The organism is Prevotella heparinolytica (genome assembly GCF_002998535.1).
GTDB lineage: Bacteria > Bacteroidota > Bacteroidia > Bacteroidales > Bacteroidaceae > Bacteroides > Bacteroides heparinolyticus.
The window spans coordinates 2,553,706-2,574,626 of record NZ_CP027234.1 but is presented as its reverse complement, the minus strand read 5'-3'; the positions used below and the strand labels follow the sequence as shown (position 1 = coordinate 2,574,626).

Sequence of the window (20,921 nt, the reverse complement as noted above, 5' to 3'; positions counted from 1 at the left end):
ACTTCAAAGATAGGAGTTTATTTCAAAACCCACCCTCTTGGCTTCCTTTAAAATTAAAAGAGTCCGCTCAAGAAGATTCGTATTCTCTCCTCAAGCGAACTCTTCACGTCGTTTTCAAATGAAATTTCTTGTTAATCTAAGAAACTGTTTTGAATTTATTCAAATAGTTATCTATGAGCATTTACTAATACTCTTTTTGGTCTTTTTCTCCTTTCACATCCGTCACATAGCTCGCTATGCTCCTCATGAGAAAGAAGAAAAATCCGCAAAAACAACCCTTAGTAAATAGCGCAAATAAATTCAAAACAGTTTCTTATATCTGGTCGTTTTAATGTTTCAAAAATTACTTCTTTGCTTCAGCTTCTTTATATCCCCATGTCTGTTTCAACTCAGGGTCACCTGTCTGCATCCCTACACTGATGGGCCACAACAGCTTATGCATTTCCGTTGCTCTATCCAGAACCGGAACAGCCGCAGCATCTTTCTTCTTATAAGCAGCCTCAACAGAGAATACTAATGGATTGCCTGAAGCATCGTGCATGCGAACCACGTCGAACCAGCGGCTGCCTTCTGCCACCAACTCCTTGTCACGCTCTTTCAAGATAGCCAATTCGTTTTCGGCGAATGTTCCATCCTTATAAGCTTCGTTTTCGGTATAGTTGGCACCGTATGCACGTTCGCGAACTCGGTTCAGATAGGCAGCACATTTGCCCGTAAGAGCATTTTCTACTTCAGCTCTCATCAGTAACACGTCTGCAAAGCGGAACAGAACAATATCAGAATCGAAGTAGCGTGTTCCTCCATCCATATGACCAATGTATTTTATCATAGATGAACCGAAGTCGGTCAACTCCTTGTTTGAGTAATATTCAAGGAATGTTGCCGCACGGCGTGTATCTGTCTCGTCCATAGACTTCACAAAAGACTCTTTCCACTCATAGCGCACGATACCTACCGTACCGAGCTCAAGTACATCTTTCATCACTTCTCCTTGCTTGTCAAAATAAGAGCCAACCACGATAGAGGGCGTATAGAGAAAGGCACTACCCGAATTCGTGATTTCATTACGTTCAAAAGGGAACGACAGGATAATCTCTTTATTCTTCTTTTTTGTATGGGCAAAAATATCGCTGAAGTTTTTCTCCAATTCAAACTGTCCGCTGCCAATGAGGTCATCCAAAGCTTTCTTTGCAACTTCAATGTCGGCAGAACCCGTTTTCTGATGTGCTTGCTTATAATCGTTAGTAGTAACTTTACCCGACCAAAGATAAACCTGAGCTTTCAAGAACAGCGTAGCATAACGCGACCACTTATACCGATTCAGCGTTGTACTTGCGCCAAATGCTTGTTCTGATGCTGCAATTTCATCTTTAATGAACTTCAACACATCTTCAGCCGATGAACGTGCCATATAGAGGGCAACAAGGTCAATACTGCCTTCCATCAATTTCACGTCTTTCTCCAATGGTACAGCACCATATGTACGATACAGCATAAAATAATAGTAAGCGCGCATGCCATAAGCTTGTGCCAAGAATGAATTACGTTCTTCACTACTCAAAAACTTACACTCATTGGTCACTTTATCAATAAAGTGATTCAATTGCAGTATATTGCTATAATAACCATTCCAGTTATTTACCCCTGTACTGCTTATACGAAGTGCATTATCAATGACGCTTGAATAATTAAGTGAGGTATTGATGGAAGATGTTCCACTCATCATTGTTCCTCCACGTAATTCGCCCAATATGATAGGAGAAAAATAATCATTTCTAAGCTGCGAATGCAAGCCGTTCATGTAAGTTTCTACCTCCGATGCATTCTTCCAATAGTTACCGGTAGCCGCATAATCTATCGGTGACAAATCCAAACTATCACAACTACCCAATCCGAGGAGTAATGATGCTACAATGCTATATATAATTTTTTTCATACTAATGCTCTATTGTAATGTTAGAATGTAATGTTTAAACCAAATATCAGCGTACGAGGCAAAGGATAGCCACCCCATCCATCTGAACCATACTCAGGAGAAGCCACATACTTGGCATCCGTGATATAACCTAAATTCTGGGCAGTAACATTCAGCTCCAGCTTTTCCATCTTCACTTTCTGAATCCAAGCTTTCGGCAAGCTATAGCCCAAACTGATTTCACGAACAGCCAGATAGCTGGCATCATACACAAACATGCTGGTGTTGTGGCGAGCTACGTTACGTTTTCCAAGTTGGTCAGCCCATACATACGTAGGATACTTGGCGTTTGGATTCTTTTCCGTCCAACTGTCAAACACCAAATCGATCGTATTGTAAGTACCTTGCATGTTACCCATGATCCACGGTGTCTTCGTATCTACGATTTTATGACCCAACGCATAGTCGAAACGAGCATTCAATGTCAAGCCTTTCCAAGATACATTAGTTGACAGACCACCTGTCCACTTAGGTACAGCACTACCCAACTTCACCTTATCATAATCATCGATAACACCATCACCGTTCACATCTTTCCATTTCACATCACCCGGCTGAATGGGGAGTGCTTTCGCTTTTTCATCATCACTCATTTTGGCCCATATTTCCGGTCCATACAGGATTTTATTGTTAGCACCGTTATTACCGCTACTTCTGTCTATCAGCTGTCCCGGAATTTCATCATAACTCTTATAAATGCCTTCGGCCTTGAACCCATAGATATCACCGGGTGTTTGTCCTTCCTGGTAACCACCTACCCATATTTTTTGGTCACCTTTCCCAGTATAAACCTGCATAGCTCCCTGCATATTATTTTTCAATCCGTTATTGGGCAATGAAATAACTTTATTCTTATTATAGGCAACATTGAAGTTCACATTCCATTTCCAATCCTTATTGTCAATCAGACGAGCACTTGCCTCTAATTCAAGACCCTGATTCTGGATTTCACCGTTATTAGTGAGGTATTCTTCAACACCCGAGTGAGAGGGCAATTTGATGTAAGCTAATTTATCTTTTGTACGACGGTTGTAAAAGGTCAGATTCAGGTTATACTTATTATTCAAGAAACTGACATCAGCACCGACCTCGAACGTGTATGATTTTTCCCAACGAAGCCCGGGATTGGGCAGTTGAGTCATCAACGTAGCACCGCTACCATCATAGTTGGTGGTCGTTCCATACGAACCCTGCACAGTATAATAACCGATATAGTTTGTATCCAAGTTACCGTTGGCACCGTAGCTTGCACGCAACTTAGCGAATGAAATGACATCCTTCCATGATTCCATGAACTCTTCCTTACCGATAATCCAACCGGCAGAAATGCCCGGGAAGAAGCCCCAGCGGTTATCTTTGGCCAAACGTGAATAGCCGTCCTGACGCACTACGGCCGAGAGCAGATATTTGCCTGCATAATCATAGTCTACCTTACCAAAGAAAGACATGATACGATCTTGTGAGTGCCAAGAGTCCATGTTGCGCTTTTCGGGGTCGGTCAACGAAAGGTCTTGGAACGAATCGGTCGGAGCACCTTCTCCGGAAGCTTCAAAACCCTTTCTTTCCTGATAGTAATATTCAAAGCCACCCATAGCATTCACGCTGTGCTTCTTGAATGTATTGTTGTAAGTGGCCACTGCGTTATAAGTTTGATTTAATGTACGGTTATAGTGGTCGTAAGTCCAACGGTTGCGATACCAACGGTTAACGCCCGTCATATAATCCCGATTAAAGAACTCGTGTTTGGTGTCTTCGTAATACCAGCTACCGCTCAGTTTCAGGTCCAGACCTTTCATCAGAGCAATGGTAAATGCCTGGGTCATGGTGAACTTATCGGTATTATTATCACGCTGCTGAGCATCCATGTAGGTCTGCACGTTCGCATCTCCCGTACCACGTACACCAATCAGCCACTCGCCATCAGGGTTCTTGCCACGGAATGTAGGTGGAACAGAAAATACACGGCTGAAATAATGTTGCACTGCAACATTACCCACCAAACCGAACCATGTGTTGTGAGAATAATTAAAAGAAGAGTTTGAAGTCAGCCACGGCTTGATTTTGTAGTCGCCATTAAAAGTAAAGGTGAAGCGTTTGTACCAGTTCTTCGTGGCATTACCCTCCGAGTCATTGAAACCTAAGCTGGCATAATAAGCGCCTTTGTCATTACCTCCCGTAAAGTCAACGGTATAATCTTGACTGAAAGCTGGTGTATTGATATTCACATCCTGCATCATAAACTCTTTGAAAATCAGTTTATCGCCATACACAGGGTCTTCCATAGTCTGCCATCCTTCTTTAAGCAAAAAAGCCAGATTATCGGAATACTTCATAACGCTCCAGTTGGCGTTATTCACCTTATTTCCATCGGCAGGCGTCCCATCGGCGTTAAAATAAATATTACCGGTTCCGAAAGGTTGTGCTTGTGTCAACGCATTCATGTTTGTCCAACCTTTTGCGGTGCCATTGGAGTCCGTATAAGCATTGGATGCATTTTTATATGCCATACGCATCCAATAAATATAATCTTTTGCACCCAAGAAATTATATGCATTGTGGAAATAATTTAAGCCATACTTGGCACGGACATTAATGTTACCTGTTCCGGCCTTACCGCGTTTAGTAGTCACCAAAATCACACCATTAGCAGCCCGAGCACCATAAATAGCAGTTGCACCGGCATCTTTCATTACCTCCATTGACTCAATATCCGAAGGGTTGATGTCGCTCAAGGAACGTTGTGCACCGTCAATAATCACCAACGGAGAGCCTGAACCGTCCAGGCTTGTACCACCACGCAGAATCAGCGTAGGAGTGGCACCCGGGTCACCACTGGTCTGTCTTACCTGAAGACCAGCCACCGCACCCGACAAGGCTTGCGCCGGATTAGAATGCATACCGGAAGTCAACGTCCCTTTATCTACTTTCGCAATAGAGTTTGTTAATTTTGAACGAATCTGTCTTCCACCATAAGCGGTAACAACTACCTCATCAATAGCTAAAGAGCTGTCTTTCAACACAATACAGAGGGGGGGGGTAGAATTTCCATTCCAAACCACCTCTTGCGTTTCATATCCCACGAAAGAAACCTGAATCACATCTCCTTTCTTTACACCTGTCAACGAGAAGTCACCGTCCAATCCGGTAATTGTACCATTGGTCGTTCCTTTCACCACCACCGACGCTCCAATCACTGTCTCGCCGGTTGCATCAACTACCACACCCTTGCAAGTACCGCTCTGTTGCACCACCTGCACATGGGCATTTTCGCTTTCTGTCGCTGCATAAGCTACGCTCGACGACACCGTCAACGCCAACAACAGCACACAAACTGATTTCACTTGTTTCACCATAGTATTTACATTATTATTAAAAAAGGAATTAATATAAATCGTGATTGTATAATAAAACTATTAACATAAAAAGTTGCATTAACAGCGCAAAGATAATCAAAATATTCAAATAATCAAAGAATAAATAAAAAAATACATAAATCACGCTACTCTTATTAAAAAAATAACGTAAGTCCAGCATATCTTAAAATATAATATAAACTGCTTGCAAAATCATATAAGCAGATACCGACAAACAACGTGCACGCATCTTAATATTCGAACACAAGAGGCTTAACAAGCACAATATGTGTATCTCGCACTGCACAAGATGCAAATCTCATACATGGAACGACACCGTTATAGGTAAGTATATAGACCCAAAGCTTTATTTATTGTCTGCTTTGTTGCTTCTCACGAATTAAAATCATATCTTTGTACATAAACCTTTAATCATCAATTATATGAAAATGAAAAAAATACTCTTTTATCTGCTACTTGCGGCTTTCTGCCTAAGCAATGCAGGATGCTCCAAAGAAGATTTCTACATTGACAACAACGTGAGTAATGAATGGAACGGAGAAGGAACACCGACATGGCTGGAAGATAAGCAAATTGAAATCATAATGCCTTGGGCGCATGAGTCTTTCCACCCCAACATTCTTTGGAAAGTCTACAAATTTACTCACGAAGACAACCTACTGGTGGCCATCAGCTACGAAAAAGTAGCGCTTGATTATATTTCCGGTATCGCATGCTATGCCAGCAACGGGCGGCAAGTGAACTTCGATAAAGTAGAGGGTAGTTTTAAGAAAAATGCCAAACTCATCTGCACCAACTTCATCGGAGAGCAAGGCATCATTCCCCAAGTATGCCAATACGAGTTGAACGATTGCGAAAAACTGCAATGGCTGCAAGAAGACATAAATCTGCTCTGCAAAGAGATAGATGCAACAGACAACCGCTTCACCCTGCGGATTTCATGCGGATATTGCTCCGATGATGTGAATAAGTATATCGTCCTTGAACATTTGTGTTTCGACCGGACTAAAAAGCAAAGTATAAAGACTGCATGGTTTTATACACCGGCAGGGCAGAAGCTTGACACAACTCCAAGCATAAAGAGCAGGAATTTGAAGTTCATAGAGTTGGGATTGGGCTTCTTTCGCTAACGCGAGGCGCACGCCTTTACCCAATCCACATACACACCGGGATTCTCCGGCGCAGGCGAAGCAATGAAATGCACGTAGCTGATGCCGTGGCACGTCTTATTCTTCAAAGGAATGAGACACCTGTTTCTCTTTCCGTCAACAAAGAGCCGCGCATGAGAATCGCCTTGCGACAAATCCCAGCGCAGGGAGAGTTCGTGCCATCCATCGTCACGTATACATAGCTCCTTGCGATTCAACTTGAGTTCATACATGCACTCATACCGTGCCACCGTGTCCGAGGGATTCATCCAGCGATCGTTGAGAAGCAGAGAGACTTGCTCGCTCCTTTCAGGGATGCGGATGCGGGCAGTAAATTCGCCTTGCTTCATTGCAGGGAAGTTCCAGACCGCACCGCGACTGTCGGCCACCAAGGAAGTATCTGCTTCATATTTTATATGCAGCACCTGTCCGGCCTCTTTATCCGAATGGGCTTCAAGTTTGCAACCCGGCATACGGTCGTAGGCGCAATGCCCCTTGATGCCTTTGATATAGTTGAAAACGCACCAATCATCAAGCCCATTTGAGAAGTCGTCCGAGCGTTCCCGCTCATACAGCCAGTTTACGTCGAACAGATACATGGCACGCAGCGAGGGGTGTTGCCCTGTGGCAACCAATATCTTGCCGGGAGCCACTTCTATGAATTGCGATTGATGCACACTGCGGTCTACTCCGGTAGAATGACTGGCATAATAACGGTCGTTACGATACGGATTGAGACGCAATTCGCGAAAGCCTTTCCACGTTTTTCCGTCATCCTCCGAAATGGCCACGTGGGCTGCGTCACGATTGGTGAACACGTCATCCCAAATTCCGGTGGCCGTTGCCAGTTCGGGCAGCGAGGTGGTATTGCACCAAAAGAGGAGCAGACGCCCATCGGCAAGCCGACCGATGGTGGGCATGGTGATAGTACCGTAGAACGCAGAGGGAGAGGATTCTCCCCACGTCAGACCTCCATCTTCAGAAAAAGCCTCGTAGTGACGATCTTGGGCAGTACGCATCAACATCCATAGCCTCCCGTCTTTCAGTTCCACAACCGTAGGCTCCACTGCCCCGTGGTTCCATCGCGTGCCTTTGTGGAATCCGCCGGGACGATGATCGGGGGCTGTCACGATGTTAGAACGCCGCCAAGTGCGTCCGTCATCGTCCGACACGTACGTATAGCACCCTTTGGGCGAGACGTCGCCATGCGCAGCCACCACCACGCGCTTACCCCCGCGTATAAAAACGGGAGGTTTCAGCATGATGGATTGTGTATTCGCCACCTTTGTCAACGTACGGTCTCCTTCTATCCCCCCGTCCGTACGTATGCAATACACACCCATGCTTCCCGCATGAAACAACCGGATGTACTCCTCGCTAAGAGGGCTTCTCACATCACCGAAAAGCATGTCGGGGGTGTATCGAACCTTCTTCCACGTCAAACCCTTATCCATACTTGAGAGATAAAAAGTGCCGGGATCGGCTTGTTCACCATAGTTGTAATGTCTGATTTCTCCGTTTTTGAGCATCGACAAACCGATGTACGCATCCGAGGGAACGGAAGAGACACGCACGGGGGCATATACAGAGTCTATGGAACTCGGACTGTTCTTTTCTTGTCCGCGAGCAGAAAACAAACACACCGCAAGAAAAAGAATGGTGGAAGCGTGAATCTTACCCATCATGAGGAATTCCTCCTTATTATTGCTCCTGCGAGCCTGTTTCGTAAAAATCTTCAGGGAAACGTGTGCGAGACAACTGGGCAAACAGCTCGGCATATTTATCGGCAACGGCTTGTGTAAATCTCCTCCCTTTCTCTGCAGTGGAGAGCGACGGATTGCCGATACCCGTATCTTCGGTTGCCCGGCTCCAGTCGCGCGGCATCCAAGCCACCTTTTCACGCAAGGCAGGCAAAGAAAACGGTTTATAATTGCCGGAACCTGCCGCAGACAAATCCACTGATTCGGGATGATAATGCATCATGGCGGAAGTTTCCATTTCGTCGGCATGGTCGCCGGGATTATCAAAATAGTCTTTGGCAGGAAGCACAGCAAACCAGTCACTCACTGCAATCAGAAAATCGGGATAGTCCACCGCCAAGTCGCGAATCATGTTCTTGAAATTGTTGCCACCGTGCCCGTTGATGATGACAAGCTTGCGGAAGCCCTGTGCATGAAGCGAGGCCACCGTATCGGCGAGCACAGCCTTTTGCGTTCCATAGCGGGCATGGATGCAGAACTTGAGGTTTCGCTGTCCCGGATTCTGAGAGCCCAACGTGACGGGAGGCAACACCATGCAACGCACTCCGTACTGCTGCAAAGCCTTCTCGGCGGCATCCACCGCCACGGCATGCGACAAGATGGCATCGGTCAGATAAGGCAGATGGAGATTGTGAGGCTCGGTGGCTCCCCAAGGCAGCACGACCAAATCGTAAGTCAAGTCCCTGACTTCGCCATAGGAAGCCAGGGACAGGTTCAAGTGATTTTTATTTTTCATGGTAAATATCGTTACAGATGTCATTACACAACGAATAACTGCGAATCATCATGCGGGGAATGTGGAAAGGCCCTTTAAAGATATTGCCTTTGGCAGGTTGTGCCACCGTGCCGTCGCGATGCAGATAGCCGTACCACTCTCCGTGCTCCCGGTCGGGGAAGTGCGCATAGGTCCAGTCGCTGATTTGCTTGTGCATGGCCAGATACTTCTCGTCCTTCGTGGCCTGATAAGCATAGAGCGTGGCTATGATGGCTTCGGTCTGCGGCCACCAGAATTTCATGTCTTGCGAATAGTCCTGCACCGGCAGGTTGCGGCAGTCGCGGAAATTGATGATACCACCGTATTGCTCGTCCCAACCCCACTGCCACGACCAGTCGAGTATTTGCAGGGCCATGTCGGTCAGGCTCTTGTCCCAGTTGCGGTGGCGAGCCTCTTCGAGGATGAACCAAGCGGTCTCGATGCAGTGGCCGGGATTGATAAGGCGGCCGTTGCAGGTGTCGATGAATTCTCCTTCAGGGCCTACCATTTCGAGCAATGCCTTGAATTCGGGATGAATGAAGTAGCGGCGGATGGCGTCGAGCGATTCGTCTATCTGTGTGTTAAGTACAGGGTCGTCAATGGCTGCCCGGATGCGGGAAGCGGTGTTGATGAGAATCATGGTGATGGAGTGTCCGCGTGCTTGCAAAGCAGGCAGATACTTGGGTTCCAGAAAGCCGGGGGTAGCAAGGAACCTCTGAATCCGTTTGAACAGCTCAAGTGCCTTTTCGGCATAGCGTTTGTCGCCCGACGCAATGGCATACTCGGACATGGCTATCGCCGCAAAGCACTCGGAGAACACATAACGACGCTTGCGCAACGGAGTGCCGTCGGCAGCCACTTCGAAATACATGTGTCCGTCGGCATCGGCGCAATAAGCCTCGATGAAGTCGATGCAACTCTTCGACGCTTCCAGCCACTCAGGGTTGCGTTCCACCTGATTATAGGCATAAGCAGCCACAAAACCGAAGCGACCTTGAAACCACACCGACTTGGTGCTGTCCATCAACCGTCCTTCGCGGTCGAGGCAGGTGTACACACCGCCATGCTTGCGGTCGAGACCGTTGGCCAACCAAAAAGGCAGGATATCGGCCGTCAGGTCGTGCTTGTAGGAGTCTGCCCAGACCTTTAAATATTCAGTCACATTCATATCATCCATACTTTAGAATTTATTGCAACGGTCAAAGAAACCGATGGCTTCCAGCTCGGCTTTCATCTGCGTTTCTTCCTCGTCGGTCATGTTCTGGAAAGGCGTGCGGTTTTTACCCAAATCCAAGCCGATGAGTTTCATGATGCGCTTACCGCCGACAATGTTGCCGCGATAACGGCAGATGACGTTAATCACCTCCTGCGAGAAGTTCTGGCGTTCGCGCGCCGTCTCCAAATCACCGGCTTTCCATGCTTCGATGATGCCTACCAGTTCGCGGCCGTTGTAATTGGTGGTACCGCCTATGCCGCCCTGTGCACCGCCCATGGCAAGGCTGGGCAGGATGGTTTCGTCCTGTCCGTGCAACATATCGAACTTACCGCCCTTGTACATGCGGCATTGATTGTATTCGTAGATGCTCTCGAACGTATATTTGATGCCCGCAAAGTTGGGCACGCGGCCGTCTACGGCCTCCAGCAGCTTCACCATCGGCAGGAAAGCACCGTTGAATGCCGGGATATGATAGTAGTAGAACGGCAGTTGGGGAGCGCCCGAAGCAATCTCTTCGATGTACTTCACCAACTCTTCGATGCGGCCTATCTTAGGGAAAGGAGGAGCCATGGCTCCGATGCCCCATGCACCGATTTTAGCGGCATGTTCGGCCAAGGCACGGCTCGACTTCACGCAGCAGCTGCCCACATGCACAATCACTTTGAAGCCTTCGGGGGCTTCGGCCACCCAACGCTCGGCCAAGCGCATGCGCTCTTCGTCGGTCAGCATATAGCCCTCGCCTGAAGAACCGTTGATAAATACACCCTGCAACCCATTCTTGTGCAGCATCTTGGCATAAGCCGCAATGGGTTCGTAGTTCACCTCACCATTCTCGTAAAAAGGAGTAAACGGCGCATCAATCAATCCAATGATTTTTTCCATATTCTTTTATTTATAAAGTTAGCTATTAAAATTCACCTCTCTGTCTTATTCCATATTATCCGTCGTGGGGCGTAAGAAAAGCACCTGAAGCGCCAAGGCCACCAGCACCACGCCACCCAGCATGGCAAAGCCTTGTCCCAAGCTTCCTCCGTCGGTCCACTTGCCCAGCAACTGCGTCACGGCAGCACCGGCAAAGACCCCCGTCATGTTCATGATGCCATAGGCCGTGCCACGAAGCCGGGCAGGCACAAACTGGCAAAGAATGGGCATGTTGTTGGCATCGAAAATGCCATAGCCCACACCGAACAGCAATCCGGCGCCAACCACAGCCACGAAGCTGTGTCCGAATCCCAGCAGAACAAGTGCGGGGATGGTCATTCCCAAACCGATGGCGCCCGTATATACGCGTCCGCGGATATTCTTCTGCACCCAACGGTCGGACAGAATGCCGCCCACGATGACACCGACGAAGGACGACACCGCTATGGTAATGGTGGAAATAGGTCCGGCTTCGGACATCGGAATGCCCAGACTATCGGCAAACAGTGTAGGCAGCCAATTCTTGGTAGCCCAGCCCGGCAGACTGGGAACTGCGAAGTAGAACAAGATAATCCAAAACGCCCACATGGAAAACAGCATGCCCAGTCCGCCCAACAACGAAGGTTTCGCGACTACCGGCGCATCCGTCGGCTTCTTCTCGACGTGCACAGGGTTTTCGCGCAACGCCAGCATCAGCACTAACGAATAGCCCATGCCGATGAAACCGAACCAATGAAACGTGGTATGCCACGAGAACAGCGCCGCAATCGTTGCGCCAAAACCTCCGATGGCCTGCCCTACGTACAATCCCGTCATGTGTATGCCGATGGCCAGCGAACGAGACTTGCCCTGATGCCAATCGGCAATCAACGAAAGTGCCGCAGGTATATAAAGCGCCTCGCTGACGCCCATCAGCGCACGCAGCCAGTAGAGTTCCCCGAAGCTGTCGGCATATCCCATCAGCGAAGTGACAGCCGACCATACGAACAAGCTGCCCACCACCAACCACTTGCGATTTACGCGGTCGGCAATCATACCTGCCACGGGACTTAAAAAGCCATAAATCCAGAGGAAAATCGCCATCAGCGCTCCAAAAGCCTCTGCTTTGTTCAACTCCGCAATATCTGCCTTCATAGCTTCCTGCATGGTGGAAAGCATTTGCCGATCCATGTAGTTGAGCAACGCCACTACCCACAACAAACCGACTACCACCCACGGATATACATTTTTATTCTTCATGTGTAGATGTTTTATATTCGCATAGATTATATCAACGGGACAAATATATAAATATTTTCAATAACAACCGCAGGGTTTGATAAAATATTTAATTAAATAGCTCGACCTTTTCTAAACAACCAAGAGACAGCATTCCAACAGACGCGAAAGTCCATGCCGTTTTTAGCTTCGAGACAGAACGGATGCTTGAAAAATTTATTACAATAAAAACCCTTTCGGACACAGTCCTATACTTAAGGGGCATCAGTCGTATACTGAAGCACCTTAAGTATACGACTGATGGTACTTCAGTATACGACTGATACATCCTCCCGATAACCTTTTGATTACAAGGCTGTTACGAAATCAGAAGATATATTGAAAAATCAGGACAAACCGAATATGAAAAAGACTTTTAAAAAACGTTTCCGCCAAGATCAGAGCTTCACCTTCGCAATGAGCTTGCGAATCTTCCCTGTTCCAATCAGGGGGGCATGCGGGTCTTCGGGATAGACAATAAGAAACTCGCCGGGTTTGAGGTCGACAAAGGCGGAAGGCACGTCGCCATAGAGTGCACAGTCGCCCTCCTCTGCATACGGCTGCTTTTCGTCGGCCACATCCTCCAAAGCCTTCCAACCAATCCGTTCGGCACCTTCCAGCAATATATGCACGTCGATATAAACACGATGGGCCTCAAGCGGTTGTTGCTCCTGAGACACACATGCGGGATTCACATTATTGATAAACAGATTGTCGCCGTCTATCTCAATCCTACCCAAAGGGGCATGAAGCAAGTCGTGTGTTTTCACATACTCGAAAAGTCGGGGGAACAACGGATGAAGTCCTTCTATCCGACTGCTGTTTTGCAAATTAGAAACAATCATTCGTCTTTCTTAATTTAGAGAATTTATAATGTGGCACAAATATATAAAATATTTAATCGCAGACCTCTTCTTTAATAAAACAATACAGAAAGTTTTTAGAATTGACGGAAAAATAGTATTTTTGCAATATTCCAGTAATCAAACAGAAAAAAGAAGAATTATGCATCAACAGCTTTTAAAGGAGATAGAATTGGGCAGTAAAAACGCGCTCATCAAGAAGAAGTTCGTCAAATACTATATTTATAACGGGAGCGCGACGATTACCGACCTTTCAAAAGAGTTGGGACTCAGTGTGCCTACCGTCACGAAGTTCATCAGCGAAATGTGCGAGGAAGGCTACATCAACGATTACGGCAAACTGGAAACAAGCGGCGGACGCCACCCCAGCCTCTACGGACTGAATCCCGCATCGGGCTACTTCATCGGGGTAGACATCAAAAAATTCTCCGTCAACATCGGTATCATCAATTTCAAGGGAGATATGGTGGAACAAAAGATGGGCATCCCCTATCGTTTTGAGAACACGCCCGAAGCATTGGAAGAGTTGTGCCGCCTCATCAGCAAATTCATTTCCAAAACAAGCATCGATACCGGAAAGATTCTGAATATCAACATCAACATATCAGGGCGTGTCAATCCCGAATCGGGCTACAGCTTCAGCCAATTCAACTTCTCCGAACGCCCGTTAGCCGAAATCCTGACCGAGAAGCTCGGCTTCCAAGTATGCATCGACAACGACACGCGCGCCATGACCTACGGCGAATTTCTGCAAGGATGCGTGAAGGGCGAGAAAAACGTCATCTTCGTCAACGTCAGTTGGGGACTGGGCATCGGCATCATCATCGACGGAAAGATTTATAACGGAAAGTCGGGTTTCTCCGGAGAGTTCGGCCACATACACGCCTTCGACAACGAGATTCTGTGTCATTGCGGCAAAAAAGGCTGTCTGGAAACACAAGCCTCCGGGGTGGCCATGCACCGCATACTGCTTGAACGTATCGGGAAAAACGAGAAGTCCATCCTGTCCAGCCGCGTCGCTTCCAAAGAATTGCCATTGACGCTCGACGAGATTATCGAGGCGGTGAACAAGGAAGATATGCTCTGCATCGAAATCATCGAAGAGATAGGGCAAGAGCTTGGCAAACACATCGCCGGACTGATTAATCTGTTCAATCCGGAGATGGTTATCATAGGCGGAACCTTGTCGCTGGCCGACGACTACCTCATACAGCCCATCAAAACCGCCATCAAGAAATACTCGCTGAATCTGGTGAACAAAGACTCCATCGTGACCGCCTCCAAACTGAGAGAACGGGCGGGAGTAGTGGGCGCCTGCCTGTTGGCACGCAGCCGCATGTTCGAGGATTGAACGCAAAGGGGCACCTATTCTTCCCAAACCAAATAGGCCGAAACCAGCCAATGGTTCAATTCATCGCCCTTGGCGGGTTGTGCGTGCGGAATGCTGAAAGTGAAGGTATGGATGCCCGGCTTCAGATGCTTCAGGCATACCGTTGCCGGCCACACGTCCGAACCGGGACACCAGTTGGAACGCGACAGGTCGGACGAGGCAAGCGGTTCTTCTATCTCTTTCATCTCATACCCCTTCTCGCCTATATAGGCCGCCTTGCGCTTCACCAGCCAAACGCCCGACGTGGGATTGAAACGACGGAAGGAAGCGCAATCCGTGCGCCAAGGCACAAAATGGATGACGGTATCCCCGTCTGCCTTCACGATATTGAGTTGCTGCGTAAACTCATCGCCGCCCGAATGTCCGCCATGCCCGGTGGTGATGTATTGCAGACGCAGGTTCTTCGCCTTTGCAGGCACCTCGGCATCTACCGTCACGCCGCGACGGGCAAACAGGTCGGGCAACGACTGCCCCACGTATGGCACGGTATTGATGAGCGGCAACACCCGTGTACGGAGCAAAGCATCCTCCGGAACGGCCGACTCTTTCACTTCCAGCGTCAAAGAAGCCACATACCCCTCGGCAGTCCATGTGTCGATGAGGATTCCCACATATACATCGCCTTCCAAACAGGAGTAACGATCCGTAATATCCTGCGTCCACTCCACCTTGGGTGCCCATCCGTCTATATAGACCGGCCTGCGCAATGATGCCTTTTCATCGTCGCCACCACTGTAAAAGCCTACGCCGAAAGGTGTCATGAAGCGCATCAGTTCTACGGCAGGACGATAACCGTCAGCAGAGACTATGCCTTTGAACGACTCCACACGGGCGGTATCCGTCTCCGGATAACGTTGTTCGTCGCGCGCTATACCCAACATGTTGATGACCGACTCCTTGGGCAATACGAAGCACGAACCGGTCTTGTCCCAACGGTCACCGTTGGACTCCACGCTCACGGTTGCCGTCAGCCTGACGTTGCGCCGATAAGAGGGCAAATGGATTTTCTTCAGGATGATGCGCCCGTTCACCAGACGTATCACTCCGTCGGCATCCGGTTCGTTATAGCCTTTCAAGCTATCGGGACGGAAACAAACGGGTGTCTTATCAAATACACGAAGTGTCAGATCGCCCATAGCCGGATGCTTCTTGGCCGAAACAGACAAGACGGACGACAATAAAAAAAGAGACAGCAGGAAATAGGACGTTTTGTTCATAAATGATAGTTTTATAAGGTAATGCCGCGAAAATAAGGAAAAAAGAGGACAAATAATAATAAGTCCAAGATTTAGGAGCAAAAAACCGTAAAAAACTTTTTCCAGACGTACTACTTGAACCTATTTGCTTTTATATGGAGCATAATCTTCCGGGTAGTTTATTCTATGGATGACCTTACCATCGTGCAGGCGAATCCATGTAGTAAAACTCCGCACGCCTTCCGTCAGTTCGATGACCCGTGCGCCGTTGCCTCCGGGAATGTTGCAATAGACGGTATCGCCTCCCGTGAAACGTCCGTAGCACAGCAGTATGTTTTTCCAGTTCGCCGCATAGTCGTTGATATGGTCGTGTCCTACGAATGTGGCCATCACGTCGCCACACTGAAGCATGGAAGCAAACAAACCGTAGTTCAATGAAGAGGAACAAGCCCGTTCTTTGCGTGTACCCGTCAGGCTTGTATTTTCGTTCTGTGCAGCTTCATTGTATTCCGGAAAGGGAATGTGGAAAAACGCCATAGCCGGATAGGGAGTACCCCCATTGGCTTTTGTATACGCCTTGCTCCTCTCGATATACCACTGCACCTGATCCGGTTGTATACCTGCATAACCTTTGGCATTGGGCAACTGGGTATATGCATTGCTGTCAAAGACATACAAGAGGAAAGAAGTGGTGTTACCGGCTGACGATTTCAACGGTAAAATATAATTGGTTATCCCTGTCAAGCCCTCCGTCCGGGCGGTACAGTTGCCGGGCAGGTCTTTTATTTCATCAAAAAGCGCCTGTCGGTTCAAGTCCTGCTCGTCGTCATGGTTTCCCCAAGTCACGGCAAACGGTATTTTACGGTCTACGGCAGGCTTTAAGCATCTTTGCAGGGCTTCTGCGGCAGGTTTGCCATAGACCAGATCGCCCGTATAAACAACCAAATTGGGTTTCTCGGTATCCAATACGGCATTCATGCACGCATACGCATCTTCCGAAGCAGGATTGCCAGGCACCCAGTGTATATCAGTGAACTGCACAATCTTGAATTTCTTGTCCGAGCGGAAACGCAAATCGGGTTGTTGGGCAAGCATCGTGATGCTATTTGCCATTGCACAACACAAAAAGAAGAGTTCGATAATTTTTTTCATACTGCATATTCTTTAAGATTATTGAATCATAGGCCGTTCATTCAACATTCCGGCTTCATTGTATCGCTGGTTATTGGGCAATCCTTTCCGGTTCACCCCTTTTTGCATGAGCGCTTTCAGCTCTTCGAGATGATGCCAATAAATGCCGCGCGGACCCACATTGTATTTCTTGCATAGCGAAGCCGCCATCCCTACTACTTCGCCCATCATGCCCGTGGTGCGCATCACCCGAACCGAGCCCAAAGCCACATGCGTAACGCTGATATTCCTCCCTGCCATAAACAGATTCGCTACATTGCGCGAGTAGAGACAACGGTATGGCACTTCGTAAGGGTAGATAAGCGTATGCTCGGTGACTGCCTTGAACTCGTTTCCCGGAAAGTTCCTGCCATTCTCCGGATCGGGCGAATGCAGGTCAATGCTCCACGATGCGGTGAACGAAGCGTCTTCATGGACCACATGCTTCGTCATGTCTCCCTCTTTCAGGATGTAGTCGCCCAACAGCCGGCGCGACTCTCTTTTCCCGGCCACATAGGCCACCCACCCCAGACGCCTGTTGCGAAAGGGGGCATTATCCTTCAGCCGGTTTTTCAAATAACTCCAATTGGCATAAATCACCAACATGCCGTAATCGCGGATCTGCTCGAAATCGTAGATCTGATGTTTGTTCATACCGGTCTCCCATGTCCACTCGCCGAGAGTTACCTTTTCGCAAGTCCAGTCGTCGAAGGTTACTCCGTAATTAAAATCCGGAAAAGCAGCAGGTTTATCGGTTTCAGTCGAATACCATTGTACGGATGCCCCCATCGTGAGCAGATCCGATTTATCGGGAGCTCTGCTCTCTCCAAACTCATCTTTTCCTTCGCGCCCCATCCGGTAATGTGCCCCTACCAGATAACCGACCGTACCATCGCCTGTGCAATCGACGAACAGAGGGGCAACGAACTTCATCTCTTTTCCTGTCTCTATGTGCCTGCCGATGACGGAAACAATCCGGTCACCTTCTTTCTCCACAGCAACAACACGGCAGTTGATAAACAAGGCCAGATTGTCCTCTCCCGACAACCACTCCATTTTCTTTGCGTCTTCATAAATTTCGGCAGGTTGGGCATTCCCTCCTCTTGACGGGCCGAATTCTTTTTGTAAACCTCCCAATTCCTTGTATTTGCCTATTTCGATATTCCCTCCTAAATGCACGCGTATCTCGGAGCTATTGTTGCCTCCCACAACAGGACGATCGTTAATCAATGCCACCTTGCATCCCAAACGGGCTGCCGACACAGCAGCCGACATCCCGGCTATTCCGGCTCCTACCACAACAAGGTCATACTGCCCTGCCACAGGCACTTCGGAAGGAAGATGCAGTTTGCTACGCCTGAAGGCAGCCAACTCTTCCGCAGTTTCAGGAAGCACCGGTTCTTTCTCGGTAGTGAGGTAGATAGCATCGCACCGTCCGTCAAACCCGCTCAAATCGTGTATGGCAAGCTTTGTCTTTCCCGCACGGAGTTTGACACTGCCGGCAGATTGCCACATCCACGCCGTTCCTTTCGTGCCCAGCACGGTGTTCAGTTTTTTGTTCCCGATTCTCAGCACGAACTTTCCCGGCCCTTCGCCACGATGCCACGGAGATGTCCAGTTGTAGGTACGCACATAGACATGGTATGTGCCCGCTTCCGGGATTGTTATCTCGGTGACAGCATCTGCAACGGGAGTTCCCATTCCATGAGCTATCAGATAGGGAGACCCCATCAGATCCATAAATTGCTGGTCGACTGCCCATCCTCCTTTCTGCTCGAAGCTTTCCGCTTCAACCAGTATGTCTTTGGCAAGGAGAGGACTGAAGGTGATGATGGCAACCAACAATAAGATATATCTGTGTTTCATTGTCTTTATTATTATTTTATTGTTTTTGAACAGAGGATTCTTTCAATATGATTTCCCGGATAGACAAACGAGCCATATGAGTAGCGGTAAGCACTATTTTCACCGCTTTCACCGGTGAGGGTTCCATCTTCACTTCCGCTTTACCTTCTTTAGTAAAGCTTCCCACTTTCCTGAATTCCTGCCCGTCGGCACTGATGAGTATGTCGGCATTGGTCGGATATTCTTTAGACATGTCGCACAAAATCCGAATATCCTCGATGAGTCGCAGTTGCTCTGTAACGACCATAAAATAATCACCTTTTATCAAGGAATAAGGAGTGGCAAAGAAAGAGAGCGTATCGCCATCGAAAGCATATTCGGGTGGATATTGTTTAATGGAAGCCATGCTCGTCTCGATTTTAGCCGGCACAGCCAATGGCGGAAGCGTGTCTCCCGGAACGAACCATCGTTTCTGCTCCGATTCACCCGCATAGTAATCGATATGAAGTGTCTTGAAAATGTTATCAAAAGACTTGATTCGTTGAATCATGGAAGCCCAATCTTTCTTTTCCTGCCGAACCCACAATACTTCCGCAAGGGCGCAGAGCCTCGGATAGAGCATATGCTCCACCTCGCTTTGAGTAGTGACAAATTCAGTCCACAAGCATGCCTGCCCACCTTTAACAAGATGTGTTCTGTCGGGAGCGATGTCAGGGCTGACAGGTTCCCAAGCATATACCTTGGCTGTGGGATTTCTGGCATATCCATAGTCGAAATAGCACGGATCGTTAGGACAGATGATGACCGACAGGCTATCTTCCACCGCTTTTCGCTGCCGCTTATGGCCATTGCCTTGCCAAACGGTGAGCATATCGCTTTTGTCCGCTGCGCCTCTGTCGTTTATTTCATCCCAGCCTATCATTCTACGTCCTCTTTTCCGCACCATCAGGCTGACCTTCCGCGTAAAGTAATCCTGCAACTCGGAAAGTTCCTTCATACCTTCCTTGCGAAAGAGAGTCTTACATTTAGGGCATTGCGCCCAATTCATTGTGGCCACTTCATCACCTCCCATGTGAATGTAGGGCGAAGCGAATATGTTGCATAATTCGCCAATGATATCATCCGCCACGGCATAGACCTTCTCATTGCCGATGCACAGCATATTCTGCCATGTGCGCTTGCGCTTGTCTTGCTCCCGTTCGTCCGGATAAGGTTCAAAAGGGCCGTCGAGGCACGAAAGTTCGGGCATGGCAGCCAACAACGAAAGGCAATGACCGGGCATATCCACTTCGGGAATAATCTCAACACCGCGAAGTGCCGCATAAGCTACCAGCTCTTTCAGGTCTTTCTTGGAATAATGGTTGCCCGACAAAGATGGGAAATCAGGATAATGAGTTCCTTTAACCACCAAATCAGGATATTTATCGACAGCCAGTCGCCATGCTTGGTTATCGGTAAGATGAAGATGAAGTACATTCAGCTTGAAAAAAGAGAGTTGGTCGATGGTTTCTTTCAATTCAGCCACTGTCCAGAAATGGCGGCTGCAATCCAACATCACCCCTCTGTATTCAAATCTCGGTTTATCTTGTATGGTAAGCAACGGAATGCGCCCGTTATCTGCCTGCATCATCAGCTGCTGCAAAGTAACAAAGGCATGTATCACTCCCCTTTCATTGCTGGCGGAGATGACGATCTTCCCTTTCCGGACTTCCAGCAGATAAGCCTCTTCTGCCATATCCCTCCGGTATGAAATCTGTATATCGGCACCGGAATGAGTAAAGTCCAGCTTCTTCCCAAGCCGGCTGTCCACATCCTTGATGAACAATGAAGACACGGCTTCCCACTGTTCGGGAGCGCTGACTGTGTGCAGCGAATTCAAATCCAGACTACCCCCCGGAACAGAGACGGAGTCCGCAGCCGGTATCAGCCGAACGGTTGCGCAAGTTTCACGTTTCGCACAGGAAGCCAAAAGCAGGGCAGTAAACAGCGTTGCCAATAAGATTTGTTTTTTCATGAGTATTTCTTTTATTCAAGCAAAAAAGGATGGGACTT

The 20,921-nt window shown here is 48.1% G+C and carries 14 protein-coding genes; 2 read left to right on the top strand and 12 right to left on the bottom strand.

Annotated elements, in window-relative coordinates; all coding sequences use genetic code 11:
• Positions 1-343: 343 nt before the first annotated feature.
• Positions 344-1,936 (bottom strand): RagB/SusD family nutrient uptake outer membrane protein, encoded by a 1,593-nt coding sequence (locus tag C3V43_RS10345; RefSeq protein ID WP_106069740.1) that lies wholly within the window; start codon positions 1,934-1,936, stop codon positions 344-346.
• Positions 1,937-1,956: 20 nt separating this feature from the next.
• On the bottom strand, positions 1,957-5,328 hold the full coding sequence (locus C3V43_RS10340) for a SusC/RagA family TonB-linked outer membrane protein (protein WP_106069739.1): 3,372 nt from the start codon (positions 5,326-5,328) through the stop codon (positions 1,957-1,959).
• A 443-nt stretch (positions 5,329-5,771) separates the two neighbouring features.
• On the opposite strand from C3V43_RS10340, the gene C3V43_RS10335 reads away from it, so the two are divergent.
• Positions 5,772-6,479 carry a hypothetical protein gene (locus C3V43_RS10335; protein WP_106069738.1) on the top strand — a complete coding sequence of 236 codons (708 nt, stop codon included), beginning with the start codon at positions 5,772-5,774 and terminating at the stop codon, positions 6,477-6,479.
• On the opposite strand, the gene C3V43_RS10330 is transcribed toward C3V43_RS10335, so the two are convergent.
• From C3V43_RS10330 to C3V43_RS10305, 6 genes are all read right to left on the bottom strand, one after another.
• On the bottom strand, positions 6,476-8,182 hold the full coding sequence (locus C3V43_RS10330; RefSeq protein ID WP_106069737.1) for a sialidase family protein: 1,707 nt from the start codon (positions 8,180-8,182) through the stop codon (positions 6,476-6,478). The genes C3V43_RS10335 and C3V43_RS10330 overlap by 4 nt on opposite strands.
• A 16-nt stretch (positions 8,183-8,198) precedes the next feature.
• A complete protein-coding gene (locus C3V43_RS10325) occupies positions 8,199-8,993 on the bottom strand; it encodes a creatininase family protein (RefSeq protein WP_106069736.1) in 795 nt (264 codons plus the stop codon).
• Positions 8,983-10,179: an AGE family epimerase/isomerase gene (locus tag C3V43_RS10320; RefSeq protein WP_106070557.1), complete on the bottom strand. Its 1,197-nt coding sequence runs from the start codon at positions 10,177-10,179 to the stop codon at positions 8,983-8,985. The genes C3V43_RS10325 and C3V43_RS10320 overlap by 11 nt, the downstream gene beginning before the upstream one ends.
• A 12-nt stretch (positions 10,180-10,191) precedes the next feature.
• Positions 10,192-11,109: a dihydrodipicolinate synthase family protein gene (locus tag C3V43_RS10315; protein WP_106069735.1), complete on the bottom strand. Its 918-nt coding sequence runs from the start codon at positions 11,107-11,109 to the stop codon at positions 10,192-10,194.
• A 45-nt stretch (positions 11,110-11,154) separates the two neighbouring features.
• On the bottom strand, positions 11,155-12,387 hold the full coding sequence (locus tag C3V43_RS10310; RefSeq protein ID WP_106069734.1) for an MFS transporter: 1,233 nt from the start codon (positions 12,385-12,387) through the stop codon (positions 11,155-11,157).
• A 416-nt stretch (positions 12,388-12,803) separates the two neighbouring features.
• Entirely contained in the window at positions 12,804-13,250 is a 447-nt protein-coding gene (locus C3V43_RS10305; protein WP_106069733.1) for a NanQ anomerase/TabA/YiaL family protein, read from the bottom strand.
• Positions 13,251-13,410: 160 nt separating this feature from the next.
• On the opposite strand from C3V43_RS10305, the gene C3V43_RS10300 reads away from it, so the two are divergent.
• Positions 13,411-14,619 carry an ROK family transcriptional regulator gene (locus tag C3V43_RS10300; protein WP_106070556.1) on the top strand — a complete coding sequence of 403 codons (1,209 nt, stop codon included), beginning with the start codon at positions 13,411-13,413 and terminating at the stop codon, positions 14,617-14,619.
• Positions 14,620-14,633: 14 nt separating this feature from the next.
• Here the strand turns inward: C3V43_RS10300 and C3V43_RS10295 are convergent, their stop codons facing one another.
• From C3V43_RS10295 to C3V43_RS10280, 4 genes are all read right to left on the bottom strand, one after another.
• Complete coding sequence (locus C3V43_RS10295; protein WP_106069732.1) at positions 14,634-15,875, bottom strand: PNGase F N-terminal domain-containing protein; 1,242 nt, start codon at positions 15,873-15,875, stop codon at positions 14,634-14,636.
• A 120-nt stretch (positions 15,876-15,995) separates the two neighbouring features.
• Positions 15,996-17,006: a metallophosphoesterase family protein gene (locus C3V43_RS10290; RefSeq protein WP_106069731.1), complete on the bottom strand. Its 1,011-nt coding sequence runs from the start codon at positions 17,004-17,006 to the stop codon at positions 15,996-15,998.
• An 18-nt stretch (positions 17,007-17,024) separates the two neighbouring features.
• Positions 17,025-18,890, bottom strand: coding sequence for an FAD-dependent oxidoreductase (locus C3V43_RS10285; RefSeq protein WP_106069730.1), 1,866 nt, complete (start codon positions 18,888-18,890; stop codon positions 17,025-17,027).
• A gap of 16 nt (positions 18,891-18,906) precedes the next feature.
• Entirely contained in the window at positions 18,907-20,883 is a 1,977-nt protein-coding gene (locus C3V43_RS10280; RefSeq protein ID WP_106069729.1) for a glycoside hydrolase family 20 protein, read from the bottom strand.
• Between the last annotated feature and the right edge of the window lie 38 nt (positions 20,884-20,921).